Source organism: Paraglaciecola psychrophila 170, from assembly GCF_000347635.1.
Taxonomy (GTDB): domain Bacteria; phylum Pseudomonadota; class Gammaproteobacteria; order Enterobacterales; family Alteromonadaceae; genus Paraglaciecola; species Paraglaciecola psychrophila.
In genome coordinates, this window is sequence record NC_020514.1 from 3822409 (window position 1) to 3843957 (window position 21549).

Consider the following 21549-nt stretch of genomic DNA (forward strand, 5'->3'; position numbering starts at 1 on the left):
CATCACTTCTTCATTGTGGGCAATCGCTTCATGAATATTCACCCACAGCGGTCTCATGCCATTATTAACTTCATGGACTCGAAGGCACTGTCGCACAACTTCTCATCAACCTTACACACATAACAATACGAGATCATATGAATAATATCCGCATCAGGTTTATACCAAGGACGATAATCGTCATAACGAGCAAAGGCTTTTACATTGCGTATGCCCTGAGCCCCAGTTTCTTCCTGTAACACACGTTTTAAACCGGCCACTTCATCCTCACGATCGTCAATGCCACCGCCAGGCAAACTGTAAACGTAATAACGCTCGGTATATATCAACAAGATATCATCGCCTTTCATGTCTATCGCTCGTGCTGCATGACGCTCAATGAGTCTAAGCTCACTAGCAGCAGAAATATCCGCAGCAGCCACATCGGGGTGAAAAGCAGTTTTTAGAAGTTGCATGAATGCATACCTAGAGAAAACTTTGTATTAGCGGAGCATTTTAATTTGAAAACTCAATATTTTAAACGCACGAAGTGCATAACTACGAATTTGCCCTACTCATACTTGTAATTTGTTTAGCCTTCATCCAAAATAAATAATTTTTTACTATTTTAAAATACAAAAGGTCTTCCCAACCATGTTAAATACATACCGATTTGTTGTAGCAGTGAAGTTACTACTATCCATGTTGATAATAGCAACGAGTATGCAAGCTAGCAGCGCGCAAAAAGTCTATGAGATGCGCACTTACCATAGCAACGAAGGCAAACTAGCAGAATTGCAAACACGGTTTCGCGAGCATACTCACAGTATTTTTGAACGTCTCGACATGAAAGTAGTAGCCTACTGGATCCCCACTAAAGAGCCAAGATCTACTAATACTTTAATCTATATTCTGGAGCATGACAGCGAACAAGACGCTAAACAGAAATGGCAAACTTTTATTGCTGATCCAACATGGGTAAAGGCTTACCAAGCATCAATTAAAAACGGCGCCTTGGTAGACAGTATTGATGTAGTATTTATGCAAACCACGGATTTCTCTCCTAAATTATATAACGAGTAAAAAATCAAATCTAAGGAGGAGCTAATGGGTACCTAATAGATTTTGTTCTGCCAATTATCTGTAATAGAAGCCTCTATAATTCTTTTATTCTCGTTTGATTTATTTAAAATGACATTGACACATTTTAATATCCGCAGAACTATCTTTAACGATCAAGAAGCCATTTTTTGACTTCTTGATCAACCCCACTCGGATAAGGCACACCATCTTCAACACCAACATAGAGCAAACACATGTCTCTTCGCTTAATAAATATCGAATTATATTTATTAAGCCAGAAAGTTAAATGTTGCTGCAATTGTTTAGATTGAGGAATGACATTGACTATTCCGGGTGTGGCGGTAATTTCATCCACTATTGCTTGATTGTTGTTTAGTAAACCCGCAGCTGTTATTGCTCTTATTTGCTCACAAACAAACGCCTCTTGTTGCGTGAATTGTTTGGCATATAAAGCAAAGAATTTCTCATACTGCTGTTGGCGTTTGATGCCTAACCGTTGCTCTACCATCTCTACTAGTTCATTTCGTCGTTTAACCTGAGCAGTAAAAGCGGTGTAAGTATTATCTTGATGTAAAGAAATACGTATTATGGCTTTAGATAGACGCTGTTGTTGATAATATTGATAACCGGTAATTAACCCAATTATGAGAACAACGCCAATTAAAGATACAACAAACTTTTTAGTTATAAATGGCAGCCAACGATTACGTATGGGATGTAACCTATCGATTTGATTATATAAAGGTCTAACTTCGGGAACACAAAAACCAATACCACGATAGGTTTTAATGACCTGTTGAGCATCACCATCGTCACCTAATATATGCCGAACATAAGAAATTAAACGCGCCAGCGAATGTTCGCTCACCACGCTTTCAGGCCATAATGTCTCAATTAATTCTTGCTTACCAATTGCTTCAGGGCTGGCAGCACACAGTAATTCCAAAAGTTTAAATACCCGAATTCCAATATCGACTTTAGTGTTTGAATGATTGATGTGCAGAGTCTTGCGAGCACTATTGAGTTCAAAATGACTGAATTGAAATCCGTAACTTTTTTTAGCTATAACTACGCCTTTTTAAACATCCAGTTTATATAAGGTGAAACCCCAAACGTCATAATAAATTAAGCCATTGTTAATTAACGCTTTTTTAACAATTCATGTTACTTCAGGTTAATTCATATAAATACTATTGCTTATTTTTAGCTGCTATACCAATTTAATAATACCTACTGCATCAAAATACAAAAAGGAATTGTTAAATGAACAATATAATAAGTCATCTCGTAAATGTCAGTCATTTTGTTAAACTCTATTGTTGCTGCAAATTTCGTTTGTGCCAGCATAATTAGTACTGAGCTGCGTGGCTCAGTTGGCGATTACAATAGAATAGACCCCGCTTTTATCACATCTAGTGTTACTTCGATTATCAAATCAAACGCGGATGATTCGCGGCTCATCTCTGGATTAGGCTATACCAGTGCGAGTATCGGCTCTGTTGGCTTTAGAGGTAAAACTCGCGCTAATAGTAACAACTCTATCGATAATATTTTCATAACGGCATACGATGGCAGAATTTTAACGGCCCCTGATGAGCTGCCCATCTCGGCAGAATTTCACGCTAGATATTCTAGCCAGAATGGCTCGAGGTATCGCTGATGAATCATCTTATTTTAGATTCGGTGTTGGTTTTGGTGGAGCGTGGGATTTTAATAATTTTTATGGAGACCGCATTTACGGAGGTGGCTTATCTGGTAACTACTCAAGGCTTTTAGACCTACCTGTAAATCAATCATTTTCCCTTTCGTGGACTGCCGATATGATCATAAAAACATTGAAATATTGGGGAGTGTTTATTTTGGAGTAGGCGGTTATTCCTTTGCGTTAGGTGGGTCACCTGTTTTTGTCTTACCTGATGGATATACCGCAAATTCAGCCGATGGTGTGATTGTAAATAACTACTATGTAGGATTTGACCCATTTACCAAAGATACTACTGCAGTGCCAGGACCAGGTACGCTAGTAATTGTTATGAGTGGTTTAGTGTTACTTGCAAGTCGTCGAATTTTTTAGTGGTTAAAAAAACAGGAGGGTGATTTAATTAATTCCTCACAAAAGTAATCAAGATAAACAGAGTAACAAAGCACTCAATCTCAACGTAATCAACAAGCACAAATTGTTGGGAATCAGTACACTATTTATGTTTTAGAGTGACGAGTTCGACTTATTTGGAATTAAAGAAGATGAATGCTGTGAAATGTGTCGCTCAGTTCAAATTGCAGACAGCAAGCATCAACACATTTTGTGTTAGTGACTTTGACTATATATGGGGTTTTAATTCAGACGAATTGAAGTAAAGCTTTGGCCTTTGCCATCCCTCGTATACATTTATGATCTGTGTGCTGTTTGAATTGTTACAGCATATGTTCACTGCCTACGGCGGTGCTGAGGTGTTGTTCGAACTCGGTAGTTATAAGTCAACCATTGCTCTGAGCCGAAGCCGAGGCGCGCTAAAATGAAGCTATGATGTTACCCTTTATAACCTGCTTTATTGTCTCGAATACATCAGCCTTTGCAATCCACTAGTTCACAATAATCAAGCTGTAAGCGATGCCTTTAGGCATGTCTTATCTGGGATTACCCACAAAGCGCAGAAGTTTTCTGGGTTGCTTTCCTTTGATGAGGGCCTGAATACAGTGTTGAATACTGGTATGTTTTGATGTTTCGGGTGTGACCTCCATTTTGGCGCGAATAGGATTTAAATCGACGCAGGCCATGCAAGCTAATACCGCACTTTCATCCCTCCTTGCCATAAAGCAGGCTTGAGATTTAAATCGCACTTTCCACTAAATTTATCGGGAATAAATTAGAACAGCTTTAGCTGGCCCAAAGGATAAGCGCCATGGATGGCAGCGTATAAAACCTACCAGTGCAACCATCTTCCTTGTTAGCTTCATGGGCAATGTACTCATTGAGATTGCGCATTAACCAACTGATATCTTATAAACACTAGCGGTAAATTGTGACCGTTTCTTCTATACTCATTATCTCACTCTTACTGAGTGCTTCACCTCTTTGATACTTTTGACTTAAGAGCGTGCCTTGGTAAAGTTGATGCCACCGTCTTACTACTTCTTTCATTGACCAGCCATATCGTTGTCCACACAAACCACTACATGAGTGTGATTACTCATAAGCACAAATGCTGCAGCCGCGCTGCCAATTGAAAACACTGACAATAGAAACAACAATCGCTCTTCCACCCAACCACAGCGATGCTCGTAACTCTGCCCCGTAAATTTATCTTTGCCACATAAAAACGAACGGCAAACACTGCGAGAAACGCAATGGTAACAGGGAGTATCAATTAAACTGACGTGAGTTTTACGTGACTGAGGCATGACAGACCATCCTTGGTTGTTTGTATACCTTAAAGATTAGGACATAACACTGTTTTGCTACTTTTTAAAAATGGGGGTTCTCTTTAGCTGTTCTTTAGCTAGCTGATGGACCCCTTGATCAGTAAATCCTAAGATTGTTTGAGCTGAAAACCCTTGATGGATGAAGCAATGCTGCCATAGATGCTGGCTAATACATTAGACGCTTGCTCCATTACCTGTGTTTCGTTCTGAGACTTAGCACTTTGTGTATCGATCACGTTTAAAAATTGGTTAATCTGGTCGGTCTGCTTCTTTTGCACCTGCATTTCTTTTTCTATCGTCAGATTCAGACGGCTGATTTGATTAAACGCAGCATGTAATTTATCTACAAATTCCTGTGACCTTTTCGCCTGATTTAAGCTAATTTCAGCTTGTACTTTACCTTGGCTCATGGCCGTTACTGCCTTATCTGCTTCATTTTGTAACTTAGCAATATTTTGTGAAATTTGCTGTGTCGACAGTTGAGTTTTGGTTGCCAGTGAACGTACTTCATCGGCAACCACCGCAAAACCACGTCCAGCTTCACCAGCTCTAGCAGCCTCAATCGCGGCATTTAAGGCCAACAAATTGGTCTGATCGGCAATACCACTGATCACATTCACCACATTGCCAATATTATCGGAGTCCTTTTTCAAATCCGCAATGATACCAGAGGCGTAGTGAGTGGCCTCAAGCATACCTTGACTGGTTTTGACATTATCATTGAACATAAGCTGTCCTTTATTTGCAAGTTCATTTGATTCACTAACAAAGGTATTTGCTTGATTAATTGCAGCATTGACCGAGTCATTTGATTGTGTCATGTCATACATAGTGGTACTAAGTTTTTTAGTTTCGTCAATTTGTAATACTAAACCATGTTTTACATTTCCAAAGGCAAGCATCAAATCTTCTATTGTTGTCCCTAGTGTTTTAACATCTCCCCTGATGCCACTTAGAGCTTGACTCAAACTATCCTGTATTAGGTTGAAGTTGCTGGAGACCTGGCCTATTTGGTCATAAGTGTTACTGTTTATCGACCCGGTAAAATCACCTTGAGCTATTTGTTTTGAAACACTATTAACCCGATTGAGTGGTTTTAAGATTCTCGTATCTAAAAACCAAGTAACTAAGGCCATGGTTAATAATATTGCCATAAAAACCACAATTATCGTAATAGTAAAAGCTGACGAACCACGCTCATCCATGACAACCTTTTTAGTGTCGATCTGACTATTCATCGCCATAACAGCTTGGTTCAAGTTTTCTGTTGGCGCACGGTCAATGCCTTTTACTCTGGCATCTGCTAAGGCAATATCCATTCGTGCAGCAACAAATGCTTCGTAACCTTTACGATATGCAGCCAACATAGGGGGGTAACTATCAGCAAAAAACCTAATATATTGGTAACCAGGTTGTTGCTTAGGCATGGTGACAAGTAGATATTGATATTTTTCTTGAATCAACCCAGCATGCTTATTGAAACTGCCCCAATATTTTGTTAATTGCTTAGGATCCCCCCCTCTAATCAGAGTGTTTTTCCACTCTTGCACTTGGGTTTTAAACAAGACATTAAGCTCACCAACTTCTGTCATGTAGTGCACATCTTGCTTGATGGTGTAACTATAATCTTCAATCACTGTTTGCAACGAAGAAAACCCAATATAGAATGCGACAACCAACAGCAACAATGATGAACAAAGCAATAACAGCAGCTTGTTTCTTATGTTATGGCGTATTATTTTCAAACTGTAACTCCTAAAGACTTTTGGGGGCCAATCGCACAGTATGAAGCAAATAAATGACATGTTTATTACAGACATAATCAATCTAATTACCTTTAACCAACAATGCCCTAATGGATTGTTTTTCATACTGGCTAGAATAAACTATTGGGGTCAGAACAAAGCTAAATCATCCTAATTGGTTCAAATATCTGTTTATGGGTATAAATCAAAAGCACGCTGCGCGCCATCGTCCCGCGCCGCGTTCGCTGTCATTTGCCCCAGGAATAAGTCACTTTTTGCAGAAACTTTAAATGCGGAAAAAGAGGTGGCAAAGCCACCAAAGCGGTTATCGGCGAAACCGCTTTTTTGTTTTATCTTTTACACTACCCCTCGCATCTATGTTCGCCAATTATTTCTGAGATTTCGTAGGGTGAAACTGGATTATTTAGAAGCACGGCTTCGTCCAGTTGAACAGCTCGACAAGCTACCGCCATGAACGGCGGAAGGTAAAACAATGCAGGAGAAATTGTCGAAACGTCAGATTGTTACGCGGTAACCGAGTGCCGATCATTAGGGATGTGTGATTGACCAAATTAAAGGGATCACATTGCTTAGCTGCAGTAGAAAATGCGACTGAGTCGAAGGAACTCGAGTCAAAACCCGCAAAGATGAAGGTGCCCGCTAGGGCATAAAACTAGAAGGTAACACCTAACCTAACAAGTGTTACCTGTCTTACCAGCGATAATATCGCCCCTAATCACGCTTATTTTTAGCCTGACGCACTCTATGCTTTTTTAACCGAGCGCCGCATGCGACTAATCTTCACATGATCCAACTTACCGGGATCAATCTTAATCAAAGTCTCAGTCTCAACAGGCAATTGCACACTTTGTCTTAGGGTATTTAAATCAGGTAATCCCAATTCAACCCAGCCACCTTGGGGAAGGCGTTTTTGTAATTCGAGTGTGCCATAACGTACTCGCATCAAGCGGCTTACTTGTAACCCTTGAGATTCCCATAAACGTCGGACTTCACGGTTTCTGCCTTCAGATAAAGTCACGTTATACCAGGTATTTTGACTTTCTTCGTCACCGGGCTTTTTCACAATTTCAGTGAATTTGGCTTCACCATCTTCTAGTTGCACACCTTTGGTGAGACGCTTCAACATCATATCTTCAACTTCACCAAACACGCGTACTGAATACTCTCGCTCAACTTCGTGTTTAGGATGCATTAGTCGGTTAGCCAGCTCGCCATCGTTGGTAAACAACAACAAGCCACTGGTATTAATATCTAATCGACCAACCGCAATCCAGCGGCCATTTTTGATAGCGGGTAGTCGGTCAAATACGGTTGCACGACCTTCAGGGTCTTTACGACTGCACAGCTCCCCTTCAGGTTTGTTGTACATTAATACTCGGCAAGCAGGGGTGTCATTAGACTTATTAAGTGGATTGCCGTCCACGCGTATTTTGTCAGAGGGTTCAACCCTGTCACCTAAAGTCGCAATTTTGCCATTGACAGAAATACGTGCGGCCTCTATCCATTTCTCCATTTCGCGGCGCGAACCTATTCCAGCGTTAGCTAGTACTTTTTGTAATTTGTCGCTCATTAATGTAATTGCTCTGGTTCATCTGCATCGTTAGGTTTAATATTAGCTTCAATATTAGCTCTAGCTTCAGATTTATGTGGGAAGTTATCCTCGGTCAGTCTGTTATCAGACTCACTCGATAGGATATTAAGTTCGTTGTTTATTTCTTCAGATACCAAAAAATCATCACTGCTGGGTAAATCACTCAAACTTTTGAGAGAAAAATAATCAAGAAATGTTTTAGTGGTTGCATATAAGGATGGTCTACCAGGCACCTCTTTATGTCCTATGACTTTTACCCAGCCTCTTTCGCTCAGGGTTTTCATAATTTGACTACTGACAGACACACCACGCACATCTTCAATTTCACCGCGGGTAATAGGTTGCCTGTAGGCAATTAAAGAAAGGATTTCAAGCATTGCCCGTGAGTACCGAGGTGCTTGTTCTTGCCACAGCTTACTGAGCCAAGGGCTCAAACTATCCATAGATTGAAAACGATAACCCGAGGCTACCTCGACCAGTTGTATGCCTCTGGCTTGGTATTCGAGATTTAACTCTACCAAGGTCTCTTTGAGCATGGTTTTACTGACGGCCAATCCGTCTAATACCGTTAATTGTATTTGTTCTTGGCTGAGCGGCTCATCAGCTACAAAAATAGCGGCTTCAACTAATTGTTTCAGTTGAGCTCGAGAAATTTTGGCCATTAGGATTGCACTCCTTGTGAACCTTCAGGTGTGATTTCAGGTGTAATTTCAGATGAAATGCCAGTTGCAACTCGTATATGAATATTAGCGTAAGGTTGAGCTTGCACCAGCTCAATTAAACTTTCTTTGGCCAACTCTAAAATCGCTAAAAAGGTTACCACCACGCCTGCTTTGCCCTCGCTGGCTAGAAACAACTCGTCAAAGCCAGTGAAATGTTCAGCAGAAATTTTCTGTAAAATCATGCTCATACGCTCACGAGTCGACAGTGTCTCTTTTTCAATATGGTGGTGCTCAAAGGCTTGTGCTCTTTGCATGGCCGATTGAAACCCTAGTACTATTTCTTGCAAACTAACGCTAGGTAAAACACGGATCGGTGCTACCCAGTCAGAGGTTTGTGCATGTGCTGGAAATACATCACGCTCTTGGCGAGGGATATTGTCTAATTCATGAGCCGCATTTTTGATCAATTCATATTCTTTTAAACGACGGATTAGTTCAGCGCGAGGGTCATCTTCATCATCTTCGGCGTCAGGCCTTTTAGGCAGTAACATTCTAGATTTCACCTCGGCTAAAATAGCCGCCATCAACAAATATTCTGCGGCCAATTCCAGCTTAATATCTTTCATCAACTCTACATATTCCATGTATTGCTGGGTGACTTGGTACACAGGTAAATTAACGATATCGAATTTTTGTTTTCGAATTAGGTATAACAATAAATCCAGTGGGCCTTCAAAAGCCTCTAAAATAAGTTCAAGAGCGTCAGGGGGAATATACAAATCTTCAGGTTTTTCGATTAAAGCTTCGCCATTAACAAACGCCAGTGGCAACGGCTGCTGCACGGGGTCATTCGCTATCTTTGTTGCTGAAAAAGAGGAGTTATCCGCAGACATAAAAAATGGCTTGAAAACTAGACGAAAGGACTAGTGTCGCCACTGCCCTTTCTCAAAATAATATTTTCACCCTCAGACATATCAATAACAGTGGTGGGTTGTTCACCTAAAAATCCACCATGAATGATCAAGCCAACTTGCTTTTCTAATTCATCACGAATGTCATCGGGATTAGACTCTGCAACCAAAGCTCCCGGTAATATAAGTGTACTGGACATCATCGGCTCGCCTAATTCTTCTAACAAAGCCAACGCAATTTTGTTGTCAGGTATTCTGATACCAATCGTTCTGCGTTTAGGACTTTGCAGTCTTTTAGGCACTTCTTTTGTCGCTTTGAGGATAAAAGTGTAAGGACCGGGAGTATTATTTTTGATCAGTCTAAAAGCGGTGTTATCCACTCTCGCATATTCGGACAGTTCAGACATGTCACGGCACATAAGCGTAAAGTTATGATCTTTGCCAATTTGACGAACTCGGCAAATTTGTTCAAGGGCCGCTTTGTCATCCATATGACAACCAATAGAATAGCCTGAATCGGTGGGATACACCACCACAGCACCTTTGTGAATAAGCTCACAAGCTTGCTTGATCAAGCGAACTTGAGGGTTCTCGGGATGGATATAAAAAAACTGACTCATGAGTACATTCCTATTCTACTATCACAGCAGTATTGCGTGTTAAGTTGTTTAATAATTAGCTAGCTTGGATCGTCTTATAGCCAGCCTTCCTTTGCCAATATTTATTTGATCGAGCTGCATTTAACCAACAAGGGACCAATCATGCCATATTGGCACAAGCTGGACGGGAAGCGAAAGGTTTTTGCCTAATTCGGTCCAGCGATTAGGATAATGGAAATCGGAACCACTGGATGCTTGTAAATTATGCTCTGCAGCTATATCCGCTAACAGTTTTTTACGCTCTGGAGTAAGGTGAGAATGAATCACTTCCATGCCGTTTCCACCAGCATTAGCGAATTCTTCAACCAAACGTTTCAACCATTTTGTGGTCATATCATAATGTCCGGGATGAGCTAATACCGCCTTACCACCAGCATCCTGTATCCAAGTAATTGCTTCTGCCATTTCAATCCACTGTGGTTTAACATGGGCTTTTTTACCTTTACCCAAATATTTTTTAAATACTGCGTCAAAGTCTTTCACCACTCGGCGTTCAACCAATACTCTAGCAAAATGAGCACGCGTAATTTGCCCTTTTCCTGCCAATATTTTTGCTTGTTCGAACACATTTTCGATACCGACTTTAGCTAACTTGTCAGACATTTGTTGAGCGCGTCGATCCCGTTCTTTACTTTGTTGATCTAAGCGAGCTAAAAATTGAGCATCATTATGATCAACATTTAAACCCAGAATATGGATATCGAAATTATGCCAAGCAGTAGATATTTCCACACCAGGCATGATTTGCATCGAGCGCTTTTGCTCAGACTGATAATCCATTGCCTCTTGAATACCATCAACTGTGTCATGGTCTGTGATCGCTAAAACATCGACTTGCATGTTGTGGGCACGATCAATCAACTCTTTTGGAGAGAGGTGCCCATCAGAGTAATGTGTATGGCTATGCAAATCGATTTTCATTCAGTAGACACTTTTATTAATTGTTTTTTTATGATTAAGATTAATTTGAGTGTTGACATAGAAGCGTTTTTGTTTTCTTCTATGCACTCAACTTTAAGTTGCTTGATACTATTATACTGATCTACTGATGAATAGCAGCCAAATAACTAATTTAAACTAATATCGAGTACAATAAATAATGAAAAACATTCAAACACACAACATTTGGTGGTGGCACAACCTGAACTAACGGGCTGTGAGTGTTTGTGTTTTTGCAAATAAATTTCAAAAAAAGCCCGTATAACGCGGGCTTTTTTACGCCTGCTCTTCAAGATAAATTGTAATAGAGAAACAAAGAAATGAGTTTAGCCCAGTTAACAGAGCAGTTTGGCAAAGTAGAAACGTTATTAGTAGCAGCAGATTATGTAGCCGATCCTTTGCATGCTTATCAGTATTTATGCCAAGGTCGTAGTAATAACCTGTTATTAGAGTCAGCAGAAATCGATAGCAAAGATAATCTTAAAAGTTTGTTATTGGTCGATGCAGCAATTAAATTAGAGTGTCATGGTTTAACGGTTTATTGCCGTGCATTATCAGACAACGGCCATGCTGTGTTACCTATGTTTGATGAATATTGTCCAGTTGGCGTTACCCATCAATATGACCCAGACCAAGGTTTAGTGACTCTGACCTTTCCAGCACCAGATACAGAGCTTGATGAAGACAGTCGCTTGAAAGCCCCAGCGGTGTTTGATGCATTGCGACTGATAACCAATAAAATCACCGCTATCCGCCAACACCCCCATGCCGTATTTCTTGGAGGTGTATTGGCCTATGATTTATTGGCCAGCTTTGAAACACTGCCAGTCGTTGAAGACAGTGCCAACAGCTGCCCAGATTTTGTGTTTTATCTAGCAGAAACATTGGTGATAATTGATCACCAAACCAAACAAAGTGAAATTATTGGCAGTGTGTTCAGCGGTAAGAATGTAGCGAATAATTATTTTTCTGTGAGTCAACGCTTAGAGCAAGTCAAACACAAACTAGGCACCATTAAACCATTAACTGACTCTCTCAAAACAGCGATAACTGATGACCATCTTGAAGTTAATAAATCAGATCAAGAATACATAGATGATGTGATTGGGCTCAAAGAAAACATTCTAGCAGGTGATATTTTTCAAGTGGTGCCCTCGCGTACATTTAGCTTACCCTGCCCCCATCCTCACGATGCTTACCGCGCCTTAAAACAGCAAAACCCCAGTCCTTATATGTTTTTCCTGCAGGACGACGAGTTTTGTATGTTTGGCGCATCGCCTGAGTCGGCCTTAAAGTACACCAAACAAACTAATCAAGTGGAAATTTATCCCATAGCCGGCACTCGCCCAAGAGGTAAAAGGGCAGACGGTAGCATTGACTTAGACTTAGACTCCCGTTTAGAACTCAACCTACAAGAAGATCAAAAAGAGCGGGCCGAGCATATTATGTTGGTCGATTTAGCTCGTAACGACGTAGCTAAAGTATGTAAACCAGGAACGCGATATGTCACTGACTTACTCAAGGTTGACCGCTATTCCCATGTGATGCATTTAGTGTCTCGAGTAGTTGGGCAATTGCGCGATGATTTAGATGCACTTAATGCATACCAAGCTTGTATGAATATGGGCACCTTGGTTGGTGCACCTAAAGTCAGTGCAGCGACACTAATTCGCCAGGTAGAAAAACAGCGTCGTGGCAGTTATGGCGGAGCAGTCGGTTATATCAACAGCCAAGGTGACATGGATACGTGTATTGTTATTCGTTCAGCATTTGTAAAAAACGATACGGCTTATATTCAAGCAGGTGCAGGGGTTGTGTTTGACTCTGACCCGCAATCAGAGGCTGATGAAACTCGTGGTAAAGCTCAAGCGGTAATAGGCGCTATTATTTCTAGCTCTCAAACACCCATTCCTCAAACAAAGGGAGCCTTATAGTGAACTTACAAGCCTCTCAATTGAATAAACAAATTTGTGTTTTTTTGTTGGATAACTTTGACTCATTTACATACAACTTAGTAGATGAACTGAGAACTCTTGGTCTTGAGTTAATTGTTTATCGCAATAGTGTTTCAGCAGACGTAATTTTACAAAAAATGTATGATAAGGCACAGCAAACTGATGAAAACGGTCAGACTAAACTAGTGATGCTAATGTTATCACCCGGACCGGGTAATCCATCTCAGGCAGGATCAATGCTAACGTTACTAAACCTAGTCAAAGGCCAATTCCCAGTGTTGGGTATTTGTTTAGGTCATCAAGCGATTGTTGAGTCTTATGGTGGCAAAATTATCCGTGCCGATAAAGTGATGCATGGTAAATCTTCTCTGATTCAGCACTGTACTGATAAGATGTTTGACGGCATGCCACAACCATTGCCAGTAGCCCGTTACCATTCGTTAATGGCCAGTAATATGCCTGAGCAATTAACTGTATTGGCAAACTTTGAGGGCATCCCTATGGCAGTGGCACATATGAAAGATAAGATGTTGGGATTTCAATTTCATCCTGAATCTATTTTGACATCTCATGGCAGTCAGTTGCTTATGCAAAGTATTGAATTCTTAACCCAAGATAAGGTTTAGACACTATGAACCAGATTATCCAAACAATCCTTCAGCAACTTTATCAAGGCCAAGACTTAAAGCTTGAGGATGTCACCGAAGTATTTTCACAAGTAGTAACCGGTCAGGTAGATGATATTGTTTTATCGTCTTTGCTCACCGCATTAAAAATCAAAGGCGAACAACCAGAAGAAATTGCCGGCGCCGCCGCTGCGCTTATAGCTAACGCAGCAGCATTTCCTCGCCCAGATTATGAATTTGCAGATATTGTGGGTACCGGTGGAGATGGCCATAATACGATTAACATCTCATCTGCATCAGCCATAGTTGCAGCAAGCTGCGGTATAAAAGTCGCTAAACACGGTAATCGTAGTGTCTCCAGTAAATCAGGCTCGGCAGATTTATTCAAAGCATTCGATTTAGAATTAAGCATGTCGCCTGACACCGCACGTCAATGTCTCGACCAATCAAACCTGTGTTTTTTGTTCGCGCCAAATTATCACTCGGGTATTCGACACGCGATGCCAGTGCGCACCACTCTAAAAACCCGTACCTTATTTAATTTACTGGGCCCGTTAGTCAATCCAGCTCGTCCCAGTCACATAGTTATCGGTGTTTATGCGCCAGAATTATTGATACCTTTTGCAAAAACGTTGCAACTTTTAGGTTATAAAAAAGCCATGGTAGTGCATGGCAGTGGATTAGATGAGTTTGCCTTACATGGCAATACCCAAGTAGTGGAAGTAAATGACAACGAATTGATACAAAGCAGTGTCTCTCCCGCTGACTTTGGACTTGAAAACTATCCGTTAGATGCCATTGAAGGTGGCGAGCCGGAAGAAAATAAAATCCTGATTGAAAATGTATTAATAGGTAAAGGCCAGGCAGCCCATCAAGCTGCAGTGGCTATGAATACCGCTGCATTATTAAAACTATGTGGCAAAGTACAAACTTATGCTCAGGGGGCTGAAATGGCAATTAATGCTATGCAACAACAGCTTCCATTAGCCACGATTAAATTGTCGGCTTCCATCAGTCAAAATCAATAAAGGGCAACGTTAATAAAATGGCCAATGTATTAGAACAAATCGTCCTAGACAAAAAACAAGAAATCGCACAACGTAAAATTGATTTACCGTTAGCAAGTTTTATCGATAGCTTAATCCTTTCAGACAGAAGTTTTTATGACGCATTGGCGCAGCCTAATGCTGGCTTTGTTTTAGAGTGTAAAAAAGCATCTCCTTCTAAAGGGTTAATCCGTAAAAACTTCGACTTAGACGAAGTGATCAAAGCTTATAGCCCATATGCTGCCTGTATATCCGTGTTAACCGATGAAAAATACTTTCAAGGTAAGTTTGAATACCTAGAATATATTCGCAGTCGAGTGACCCAGCCTGTTATTAATAAAGACTTTTTTGTTGAGCCTTATCAAGTCCACTTAGCTCGATATCATAATGCCGATGCGGTTCTTCTTATGTTGTCTGTACTTGACGATGAGCAATATAAAGAGTTATCAAATATTGCAGAGCAATACCAACTTGACGTATTGACCGAAGTCAGTAACGAAGAAGAAGTATTGAGAGCCTGCGCACTAAAAGCCAAAGTCATCGGCATTAACAACCGCGACCTTCGAGACCTGAGTACAGACCTAGCTACGACTGAGCGCTTGGTTCCACTTGTAAAACAACATGCTAAACATGAACATGTGATCATCTCTGAATCGGGTATTTATAGCCATCAAGACGTTCGCAGATTAGCGCCGCTGGTTGATGCGTTTTTAGTAGGCAGTTCATTAATGGGCGAAAAGGATATTGAATTAGCCGCAAAACAATTGGTATACGGAAAAGTAAAGATTTGTGGCACAACCAGTTTAAGCGGAGCTAAGCTAGTCAAGGACAGCCCTGCTAGTTTTGCAGGTTTGATTTTTGCCGAAAAATCCAAACGTTTTGTGACTTTAGAGCAAGCCAAACAAATCACATATGCCGTGCCATTTAGCTATGTCGGCGTGTTTGTTAACGCCCCAATTGAACAAGTGGTGAGTTATGCAAAAGAACTGGAGTTAGCAGCGGTTCAGTTGCACGGTCAAGAAAACCAAACTTATATCGACAGTCTTAAAAACAAGCTGCCAGTTGAATGCCAAATTTGGTTAGCTAAAGGCGTGAGAGATACGATACCCACTTTAGATGAAAATGGCGTTGACTACTTTCTCTTAGATTGCCAAGTAGGTGAACAGTCAGGTGGCACAGGCCAGACTTTTAGTTGGCAATTGTTAGATGAGATAACCGACAAGTCCAACATTGTTCTTGCTGGTGGCATCACCCCAAACAATGTTAAGCAGGCAGCTAATTTACAGGTCGCCATGCTCGACTTAAATTCTGGTGTTGAAAGTGCGCCAGGTGTTAAGCAACAACAAAAAATTAATCAGGCTTTTAGCCAGCTTAGAGAGTATTAAAACAATCTAAAACAATAACAAGTTTTCACCACATGGATTTCACGGTGCCGAGCAACGTGTGCAAGTACTTCGCTTACACAGAGGTTAAGAATTAAGTTTCTTTTCTCGGTACCCTAGTAGCCCACTGTGGTAGTAATTTGCCTTTGTGACACATTATATTTTAAGTCGTACAAGGCTAAAATCGTTTAAAGAGTGAGAGATAGATGAATCATTTAGACAGTAAATTTGGTGACTATGGTGGTATGTATGTACCCGAGTTACTTATTCCAGCCCTCGACCAGCTCGAGCAAGTTTTCATTGATGCCCAGAAGGACCCAGAATTCCAAACCGAATTTATGGGCTTATTAAAAGATTACGCAGGTCGCCCTACGGCAATGACATTGACTAGAAATCTAGTCAGTAATCCGAAAGTAAAACTGTACCTAAAGCGTGAAGATTTATTGCACGGCGGTGCGCACAAAACTAATCAAGTATTAGGTCAAGCGCTATTAACCAAACGTATGGGTAAAACTGAGGTCATTGCCGAAACTGGTGCAGGGCAGCATGGCGTAGCCACAGCGCTGGCTTGTGCTTTATTGGGTTTAAAAGCGCGTATTTATATGGGTGCTAAAGACATGGAGCGCCAAGCACCTAACGTATTTAGAATGCGTTTAATGGGCGCAAAAGTTATTCCGGTTAACTCAGGCTCTGGTACATTAAAAGATGCCGTTAACGAAGCAATGCGCGACTGGTCTGCTAACTATGACAAAGCTCATTATTTATTAGGCACCGCAGCAGGCCCACATCCTTTCCCAACTATTGTGCGTGAATTTCATCGGATGATTGGTGAAGAAACCCGCGCCCAAATATTGGAAAAAGAAGGGCGTTTACCCGATGCACTGGTTGCTTGTGTAGGGGGCGGTTCAAATGCGATAGGTATGTTCGCTGATTTTATTGATGAGCCTAGTGTACGATTAATAGGCGTAGAGCCTGCTGGTAAAGGGGTACATACCAAAGAGCATGGTGCTGCTATAGGTAAAGGTACCACAGGTGTTCTTCATGGTGCTTACAGCTATATCATGCAAGATGACGATGGCCAAATTGAAGAATCTTATTCAGTTTCTGCCGGACTTGATTATCCAGCTGTTGGGCCACAACACGCCCATTTATATGATATTGGTCGGGCGGAATATGAATCCGTAACGGATGAAGAGGCGCTAAACGCATTTCAACTTCTATCTCAAAAAGAAGGCATTATTCCTGCTCTAGAACCTGCACATGCTCTCGCTCATGCTTTAAACATGGCTGATGAGGCAGAAGATGGCACTATCATAGTGGTGAATTTATCCGGACGTGGAGACAAAGATTTAGAGCATGTCCGCAGCATCTTAGGAGATCAAAACCATGATTAATTCTATTGACCGCTACGCAAACATGTTTAAACAGCTTGATGCAAAGAATGAAGGCGCATTTGTGCCGTTTGTTATGGTTGGCGATCCAGATATTCAAACCTCCGTGAATATTATCAAAGCATTGGTTGAAGGAGGCGCAGACGGATTAGAATTGGGCTTTCCTTATTCTGACCCTATTGCCGACGGACCTACGATTCAAAAAGCCAGCATTCGTGCGCTGTCGAATAACATCAAAACCGATGACTGTTTTGAAATTATTCGTCAAATCCGTGAAACATATGCCGATATTCCTATCGGGCTGTTGCTTTACAGCAACCTAGTGCTTAAACGTGGTATAGAAAAGTTTTATCAGGATGCGGCAAAGGCGGGTGTAGATTCAATTTTGATTGCTGATGTACCACTTCGTGAAGCAGACCGTTTTATTACTATTTCTGAGCAAACTGGTATTAAACAAATTTTAATCGCGCCACCCAATGCCAGTGACGAAACATTTGCTGAAATCGGTAAAAAATCTCAAGGCTATACCTATTTATTAGGTCGAGCTGGCGTAACAGGTGCTGAGACAGCAGTGACTATCCCTGCCAGTGAACTAATAGACAAACTCACACGATATAAAGTGGCTCCACCATTGCTTGGTTTTGGAATATCAACACCAGCACAAGTGGCAGATGCCATTCAATCTGGTGCGGCAGGCGCTATTTCTGGCTCAGCAACAGTTAATATTATTGCTGAAAACCTAAGCCAACCAGATGTTATGCTCGAAAAACTCAAAGTTTTTGTGACACAAATGAAAGCGGCTACTCACAAGTAGTCGTTTATAATTTAATAATTAAAAGGATGTCACCATGTGGTATGTAATCTATAGCGATGATGTTGAAAATAGTTTGCCACTTCGCAAACAAACACGCGCTGCACACCTTGAACGTATTCAGCTACTAGTTGATCAGGGTCGAGTATTGGTCGCTGGCCCCTGCCCTGCCATTGACAGCGAAGATCCGGGCGAAGCCGGCTTCACCGGTTCATTAGTGATCGCTGAATTTAATAGTTTAGAAGAAGCTCAAAAATGGGCTGACACCGACCCTTATGCTATTGCAGGTGTGTATCAAAAAGTGGTCGTGAAACCTTATAAAAAAGTACTACCTTAAACAGTTTACGAGCCTTAAATGAGTTATATACCCAATATTGAATCTCTGATGCCCGCCGTCGATTTAAGCGCGATGCGCGCCCAAGGTGCTGGCGGCCAAAATGTGAATAAAGTATCTAGTGCGATTCATTTAAGGTTTGATATTCAAGCTGCGGCTATTCCTGAATACGTCAAGCAAAAACTGTTGTCAGGCAAAGATAAACGTATCACTCAAGAAGGTATTTTGATCATCAAAGCCCAGAGTCATCGTACCCAAGAAGTAAACAAACAGGATGCGATAGAAAGGTTGGCTGAAGTACTCGTAGAAGCAGGGAAACTGCAAAAAGCCCGTCGCCCCACAAAACCCAGCAGAAATGCACAAAAGAAACGAATCGATAGCAAAGTCAAATCTGGCAGAACCAAGGTATTAACGAAAAAAAGTAGATTTTTAATATAAAAGATAATGGCGATTAAATTATTTTTTGCACCACATAGAAAAAGTAAATATAGTGCATTATTTGAATCGTTAATCCTTTTTTCCTCTGTGTAGCGTTAGCGCTCTGTGCACGGCAACTGGAATTCTCGTTGGTGTAAAGTTCTCTATCTTTTATGCAATATTTTTATCGGTTGATGCGGCTATTATGATGAAAAACCTTCAAACATACGTTCTGTTTTTACGACAGATTAATTTTACATATTGAGTAATTCATATATCAGCCGATACAACCCTTGATAATCAAGGAGCGTTGTATGTATAAAATGAAAGAATGTATAGTAAACTACTTTATTCTAAGTCTTTGTGCCCTGCTTACTTCGATTATTTTAAGTAGCTGTATGCAAAGTAATGCTGCGACAACTAATAGTAAAATCACGACTTTGAGCAAGCCTCAAAAAGTCATTACAGACAACACCCTAAAAATCGTTAACGCGGCATTTTACCAGACATTTGTTTTGGGTGAATGGCGCTATAGAGGTGCTCGAAATCTTGGTGGCACTATCAACGCCTATATACAAATTCCAGCGCCATTGGATATGAATAAAGAAGTGCAAAAATCCTATCTACAAAAAGCGATCTGCCCATACTAGTATGTGGAACGAAATAAATGGCATTCCTCTAAGTGTTCATATTTATACACACAAACAAAACCAGAGTTTGTATGTCAATTGCGTAGACCCTTTCATCAGCGCTGGGTAGTATCGTCTCTAAATGACTGAGGCTTAACAGCTCGCACTATTAGTGCTTTTCCTGTTGGTTCAAACTCAATTCAGCTAAAATTCAGCCCCAACAGATTAGTCTTGTAACCTCTTGAACAGGAGTGGTTACATGAAATTATTAATAACAAGCGCGCTACTATTTTTAGCCATTTCTCCAATGGTGCAAGCTAAGCATGAGCGAAGTTATCAAAATAGTTACCAGCATAATAGAGACGAATTTAAAGCCAAAGTCATCGAGTCAACTCCTATCTATAAATACTTAACAGTTCGCCAACCTCAGACATACCGCGAACCAGTATTGATGAACAAAACTTATGCCCGGTCTGACGCTAAAAGTACAGCCATAGTCGCAGGCATTGTGGGAGGTGTTATTGGCTATGTAGCTAGCAACAACGAACACAAAGGTTTAGGGACGATATTGGGCGCTGTAATCGGCAGTTCATTGGTGCATAACATTGGATTATCGAATAATAAACACTCGCACATCGTTCATGCCAATTCACAACACTGTGTGTCTTCACCCAGAAAAACCCGTAAAATGCGGGTACTAGATGGGTGTTCCGTGACTTATCGCTTACAGAGGAAAATTTATCAGACTTTCAGACAAAATAAACTCCAAAAGACTATTAGTATTTATTACTAGGTAAAAATGTATGTTCAACCTATTAGTTTATATCAGGATAAGAATAGCAATTACTTTTAAGTCAATTGAAGATTGGGGTAAACTAATACTTAAACAACAACTAACAAGAGCTGAACTTTGAAGCAGAATCCTTACATTAGATTTATCATTGTTTGTTTAACCGCGTTATCGTTAAACAGCACATCTGTTCCTGCTCAAGATACTAAAACCGCGCCAAAAAGCAAATCTGAAGCGGCCAAAAAAGCTCAACAAAAAGTCAGTGGTAGGGTGTTGAAAGTTGATCAAAATAAAAGTAAATATCGCGTCAAAGTGCTGCAAAAATCTGGACGAGTCGTGTCTGTAGATGTTGACAAAAAATCTGGAAAAGTGAGTCAAAAGAAGAAAAAGGATTAAATAGGTTTTCATTACGTTTCAAGAAGAATCGTCTCCAGCAAAGATAAACATAAAGGAAAAAGACTCCCAATGCGCATATTAATAGTAGAAGACGATAGCCGTTTACTTACCCAACTTGACATATTACTGCAAAAAAATGGTTACAGCGTGGACTTGGCAGATGACGGTGCAAAGGCATTGTTTTTGCTACAAGAACATACTTATGACTTAGCTATCATTGATATAGGACTGCCAGTAATTGATGGATTTGAATTGATCCAAAAAGCACGTAAAAATGATGTCAGCTGCCCAATTTTAATTCTGACTGCTCGGGATAGATGGCAAGAAAAAGTGGAAGGGTTGGATGCTGGCGCAGATGATTATCTGACCAAACCCTTTCACAACGAAGAATTGTTAGCGCGCATTAATGCACTCATACGCCGCGCAGCAGGTCAAGCACACCCCACAATCGAAATAGGCCCTATTAGCCTCGATACGCTGAGTGAAGAAGTAACCGTTAACGGTCAATACATTGAACTCACTGCATATGAATACAAAGTACTAGAATATCTGATTCTCAATCCTCAAAAAGTCATTTCTAAAACCGAGCTAACTGAACATATCTATGATCAAGACTTCGACCTAGACAGTAATGTAATTGAGGTTTTTGTCGGACGCTTACGCAAAAAAATCGATCCTGATGGCAGTATTAATCCTATCGAAACATTGCGTGGCCGAGGATATCGAATCAACCGTGAGCTCTAACTTAATTAGCAACGC

General features: G+C 40.8%; 23 protein-coding genes and 1 pseudogene. 15 read left to right on the forward strand and 9 right to left on the reverse strand.

The genetic code is table 11. From position 1 onward, the window contains the following. Nucleotides 1-53: 53 nt before the first annotated feature. Nucleotides 54-455, reverse strand: a complete 402-nt coding sequence (locus tag C427_RS16730; RefSeq protein ID WP_007634544.1) for an NUDIX hydrolase — start codon at nucleotides 453-455, stop codon at nucleotides 54-56. A 178-nt stretch (nucleotides 456-633) separates the two neighbouring features. Here C427_RS16730 and C427_RS16735 point away from each other — a divergent pair, with 178 nt between their 5' ends. Next, complete coding sequence (locus tag C427_RS16735) at nucleotides 634-1062, forward strand: NIPSNAP family protein (RefSeq protein WP_226991029.1); 429 nt, start codon at nucleotides 634-636, stop codon at nucleotides 1060-1062. Nucleotides 1063-1207: 145 nt separating this feature from the next. On the opposite strand, the gene C427_RS16740 is transcribed toward C427_RS16735, so the two are convergent. Next, a complete protein-coding gene (locus C427_RS16740; RefSeq protein ID WP_322786680.1) occupies nucleotides 1208-2128 on the reverse strand; it encodes a winged helix-turn-helix domain-containing protein in 921 nt (306 codons plus the stop codon). Between the two features lie 225 nt (nucleotides 2129-2353). Here C427_RS16740 and C427_RS16745 point away from each other — a divergent pair, with 225 nt between their 5' ends. Together C427_RS16745 and C427_RS16750 are read left to right on the forward strand one after the other, a co-directional pair. After that, a complete protein-coding gene (locus tag C427_RS16745) occupies nucleotides 2354-2722 on the forward strand; it encodes a hypothetical protein (protein ID WP_007634535.1) in 369 nt (122 codons plus the stop codon). 183 nt (nucleotides 2723-2905) lie between these two features. Next, nucleotides 2906-3136, forward strand: coding sequence for a hypothetical protein (locus C427_RS16750; RefSeq protein WP_007634533.1), 231 nt, complete (start codon nucleotides 2906-2908; stop codon nucleotides 3134-3136). A gap of 266 nt (nucleotides 3137-3402) precedes the next feature. On the opposite strand, the pseudogene C427_RS27700 reads toward C427_RS16750, so the two are convergent. From C427_RS27700 to C427_RS16785, 7 genes and pseudogenes are all read right to left on the reverse strand, one after another. Next, nucleotides 3403-4464 (reverse strand): annotated as a pseudogene (locus tag C427_RS27700) (transposase). 128 nt (nucleotides 4465-4592) lie between these two features. Then, nucleotides 4593-6230, reverse strand: a complete 1638-nt coding sequence (locus C427_RS16760) for a methyl-accepting chemotaxis protein (RefSeq protein WP_007634527.1) — start codon at nucleotides 6228-6230, stop codon at nucleotides 4593-4595. 763 nt (nucleotides 6231-6993) lie between these two features. After that, nucleotides 6994-7821 carry a 23S rRNA pseudouridine(2605) synthase RluB gene (gene rluB / locus C427_RS16765; RefSeq protein WP_015431095.1) on the reverse strand — a complete coding sequence of 276 codons (828 nt, stop codon included), beginning with the start codon at nucleotides 7819-7821 and terminating at the stop codon, nucleotides 6994-6996. Beyond that, complete coding sequence (gene scpB / locus C427_RS16770; RefSeq protein WP_007634524.1) at nucleotides 7821-8504, reverse strand: SMC-Scp complex subunit ScpB; 684 nt, start codon at nucleotides 8502-8504, stop codon at nucleotides 7821-7823. Before scpB ends, rluB begins: the two co-directional genes overlap by 1 nt. Then, nucleotides 8504-9397, reverse strand: a complete 894-nt coding sequence (locus C427_RS16775) for a segregation and condensation protein A (protein WP_007634522.1) — start codon at nucleotides 9395-9397, stop codon at nucleotides 8504-8506. Before C427_RS16775 ends, scpB begins: the two co-directional genes overlap by 1 nt. Nucleotides 9398-9414: 17 nt before the next feature. Next, nucleotides 9415-10035: an L-threonylcarbamoyladenylate synthase gene (locus C427_RS16780; RefSeq protein WP_007634520.1), complete on the reverse strand. Its 621-nt coding sequence runs from the start codon at nucleotides 10033-10035 to the stop codon at nucleotides 9415-9417. A 120-nt stretch (nucleotides 10036-10155) separates the two neighbouring features. Continuing rightward, a complete protein-coding gene (locus C427_RS16785) occupies nucleotides 10156-10995 on the reverse strand; it encodes a PHP domain-containing protein (protein WP_007634514.1) in 840 nt (279 codons plus the stop codon). A 338-nt stretch (nucleotides 10996-11333) separates the two neighbouring features. Here C427_RS16785 and C427_RS16790 point away from each other — a divergent pair, with 338 nt between their 5' ends. The 12 genes from C427_RS16790 (at nucleotide 11334) to C427_RS16845 (ending at nucleotide 21534) form a co-directional block, all read left to right on the forward strand. After that, on the forward strand, nucleotides 11334-12947 hold the full coding sequence (locus C427_RS16790) for an anthranilate synthase component 1 (protein ID WP_007634513.1): 1614 nt from the start codon (nucleotides 11334-11336) through the stop codon (nucleotides 12945-12947). Then, a complete protein-coding gene (locus C427_RS16795) occupies nucleotides 12947-13594 on the forward strand; it encodes an aminodeoxychorismate/anthranilate synthase component II (RefSeq protein WP_007634512.1) in 648 nt (215 codons plus the stop codon). The genes C427_RS16790 and C427_RS16795 overlap by 1 nt, the downstream gene beginning before the upstream one ends. 5 nt (nucleotides 13595-13599) lie before the next feature. Then, complete coding sequence (gene trpD / locus C427_RS16800; RefSeq protein WP_007634511.1) at nucleotides 13600-14622, forward strand: anthranilate phosphoribosyltransferase; 1023 nt, start codon at nucleotides 13600-13602, stop codon at nucleotides 14620-14622. 17 nt (nucleotides 14623-14639) lie between these two features. Beyond that, a complete protein-coding gene (trpCF, locus tag C427_RS16805; RefSeq protein ID WP_007634510.1) occupies nucleotides 14640-16025 on the forward strand; it encodes a bifunctional indole-3-glycerol-phosphate synthase TrpC/phosphoribosylanthranilate isomerase TrpF in 1386 nt (461 codons plus the stop codon). Between the two features lie 203 nt (nucleotides 16026-16228). Continuing rightward, the gene (gene trpB, locus C427_RS16810; RefSeq protein ID WP_007634509.1) at nucleotides 16229-17416 is read left to right on the forward strand and encodes a tryptophan synthase subunit beta; all 1188 of its coding nucleotides are present in this window, start codon (nucleotides 16229-16231) and stop codon (nucleotides 17414-17416) included. Beyond that, a complete protein-coding gene (gene trpA, locus C427_RS16815; protein ID WP_007634508.1) occupies nucleotides 17409-18227 on the forward strand; it encodes a tryptophan synthase subunit alpha in 819 nt (272 codons plus the stop codon). The genes trpB and trpA overlap by 8 nt, the downstream gene beginning before the upstream one ends. 34 nt (nucleotides 18228-18261) lie before the next feature. After that, nucleotides 18262-18561: a YciI family protein gene (locus C427_RS16820; RefSeq protein ID WP_007634506.1), complete on the forward strand. Its 300-nt coding sequence runs from the start codon at nucleotides 18262-18264 to the stop codon at nucleotides 18559-18561. 18 nt (nucleotides 18562-18579) lie between these two features. Next, complete coding sequence (arfB, locus tag C427_RS16825; protein ID WP_015431097.1) at nucleotides 18580-18996, forward strand: alternative ribosome rescue aminoacyl-tRNA hydrolase ArfB; 417 nt, start codon at nucleotides 18580-18582, stop codon at nucleotides 18994-18996. Between the two features lie 293 nt (nucleotides 18997-19289). Next, nucleotides 19290-19625, forward strand: coding sequence for a hypothetical protein (locus tag C427_RS16830; RefSeq protein WP_007634502.1), 336 nt, complete (start codon nucleotides 19290-19292; stop codon nucleotides 19623-19625). Between the two features lie 238 nt (nucleotides 19626-19863). Beyond that, nucleotides 19864-20397, forward strand: a complete 534-nt coding sequence (locus C427_RS16835) for a glycine zipper 2TM domain-containing protein (RefSeq protein ID WP_007634500.1) — start codon at nucleotides 19864-19866, stop codon at nucleotides 20395-20397. A gap of 117 nt (nucleotides 20398-20514) precedes the next feature. Next, the gene (locus tag C427_RS16840; RefSeq protein ID WP_007634498.1) at nucleotides 20515-20790 is read left to right on the forward strand and encodes a PepSY domain-containing protein; all 276 of its coding nucleotides are present in this window, start codon (nucleotides 20515-20517) and stop codon (nucleotides 20788-20790) included. A 69-nt stretch (nucleotides 20791-20859) separates the two neighbouring features. After that, nucleotides 20860-21534 (forward strand): response regulator transcription factor, encoded by a 675-nt coding sequence (locus C427_RS16845; RefSeq protein ID WP_007634493.1) that lies wholly within the window; start codon nucleotides 20860-20862, stop codon nucleotides 21532-21534. The last annotated feature ends 15 nt before the right edge of the window (nucleotides 21535-21549 follow it).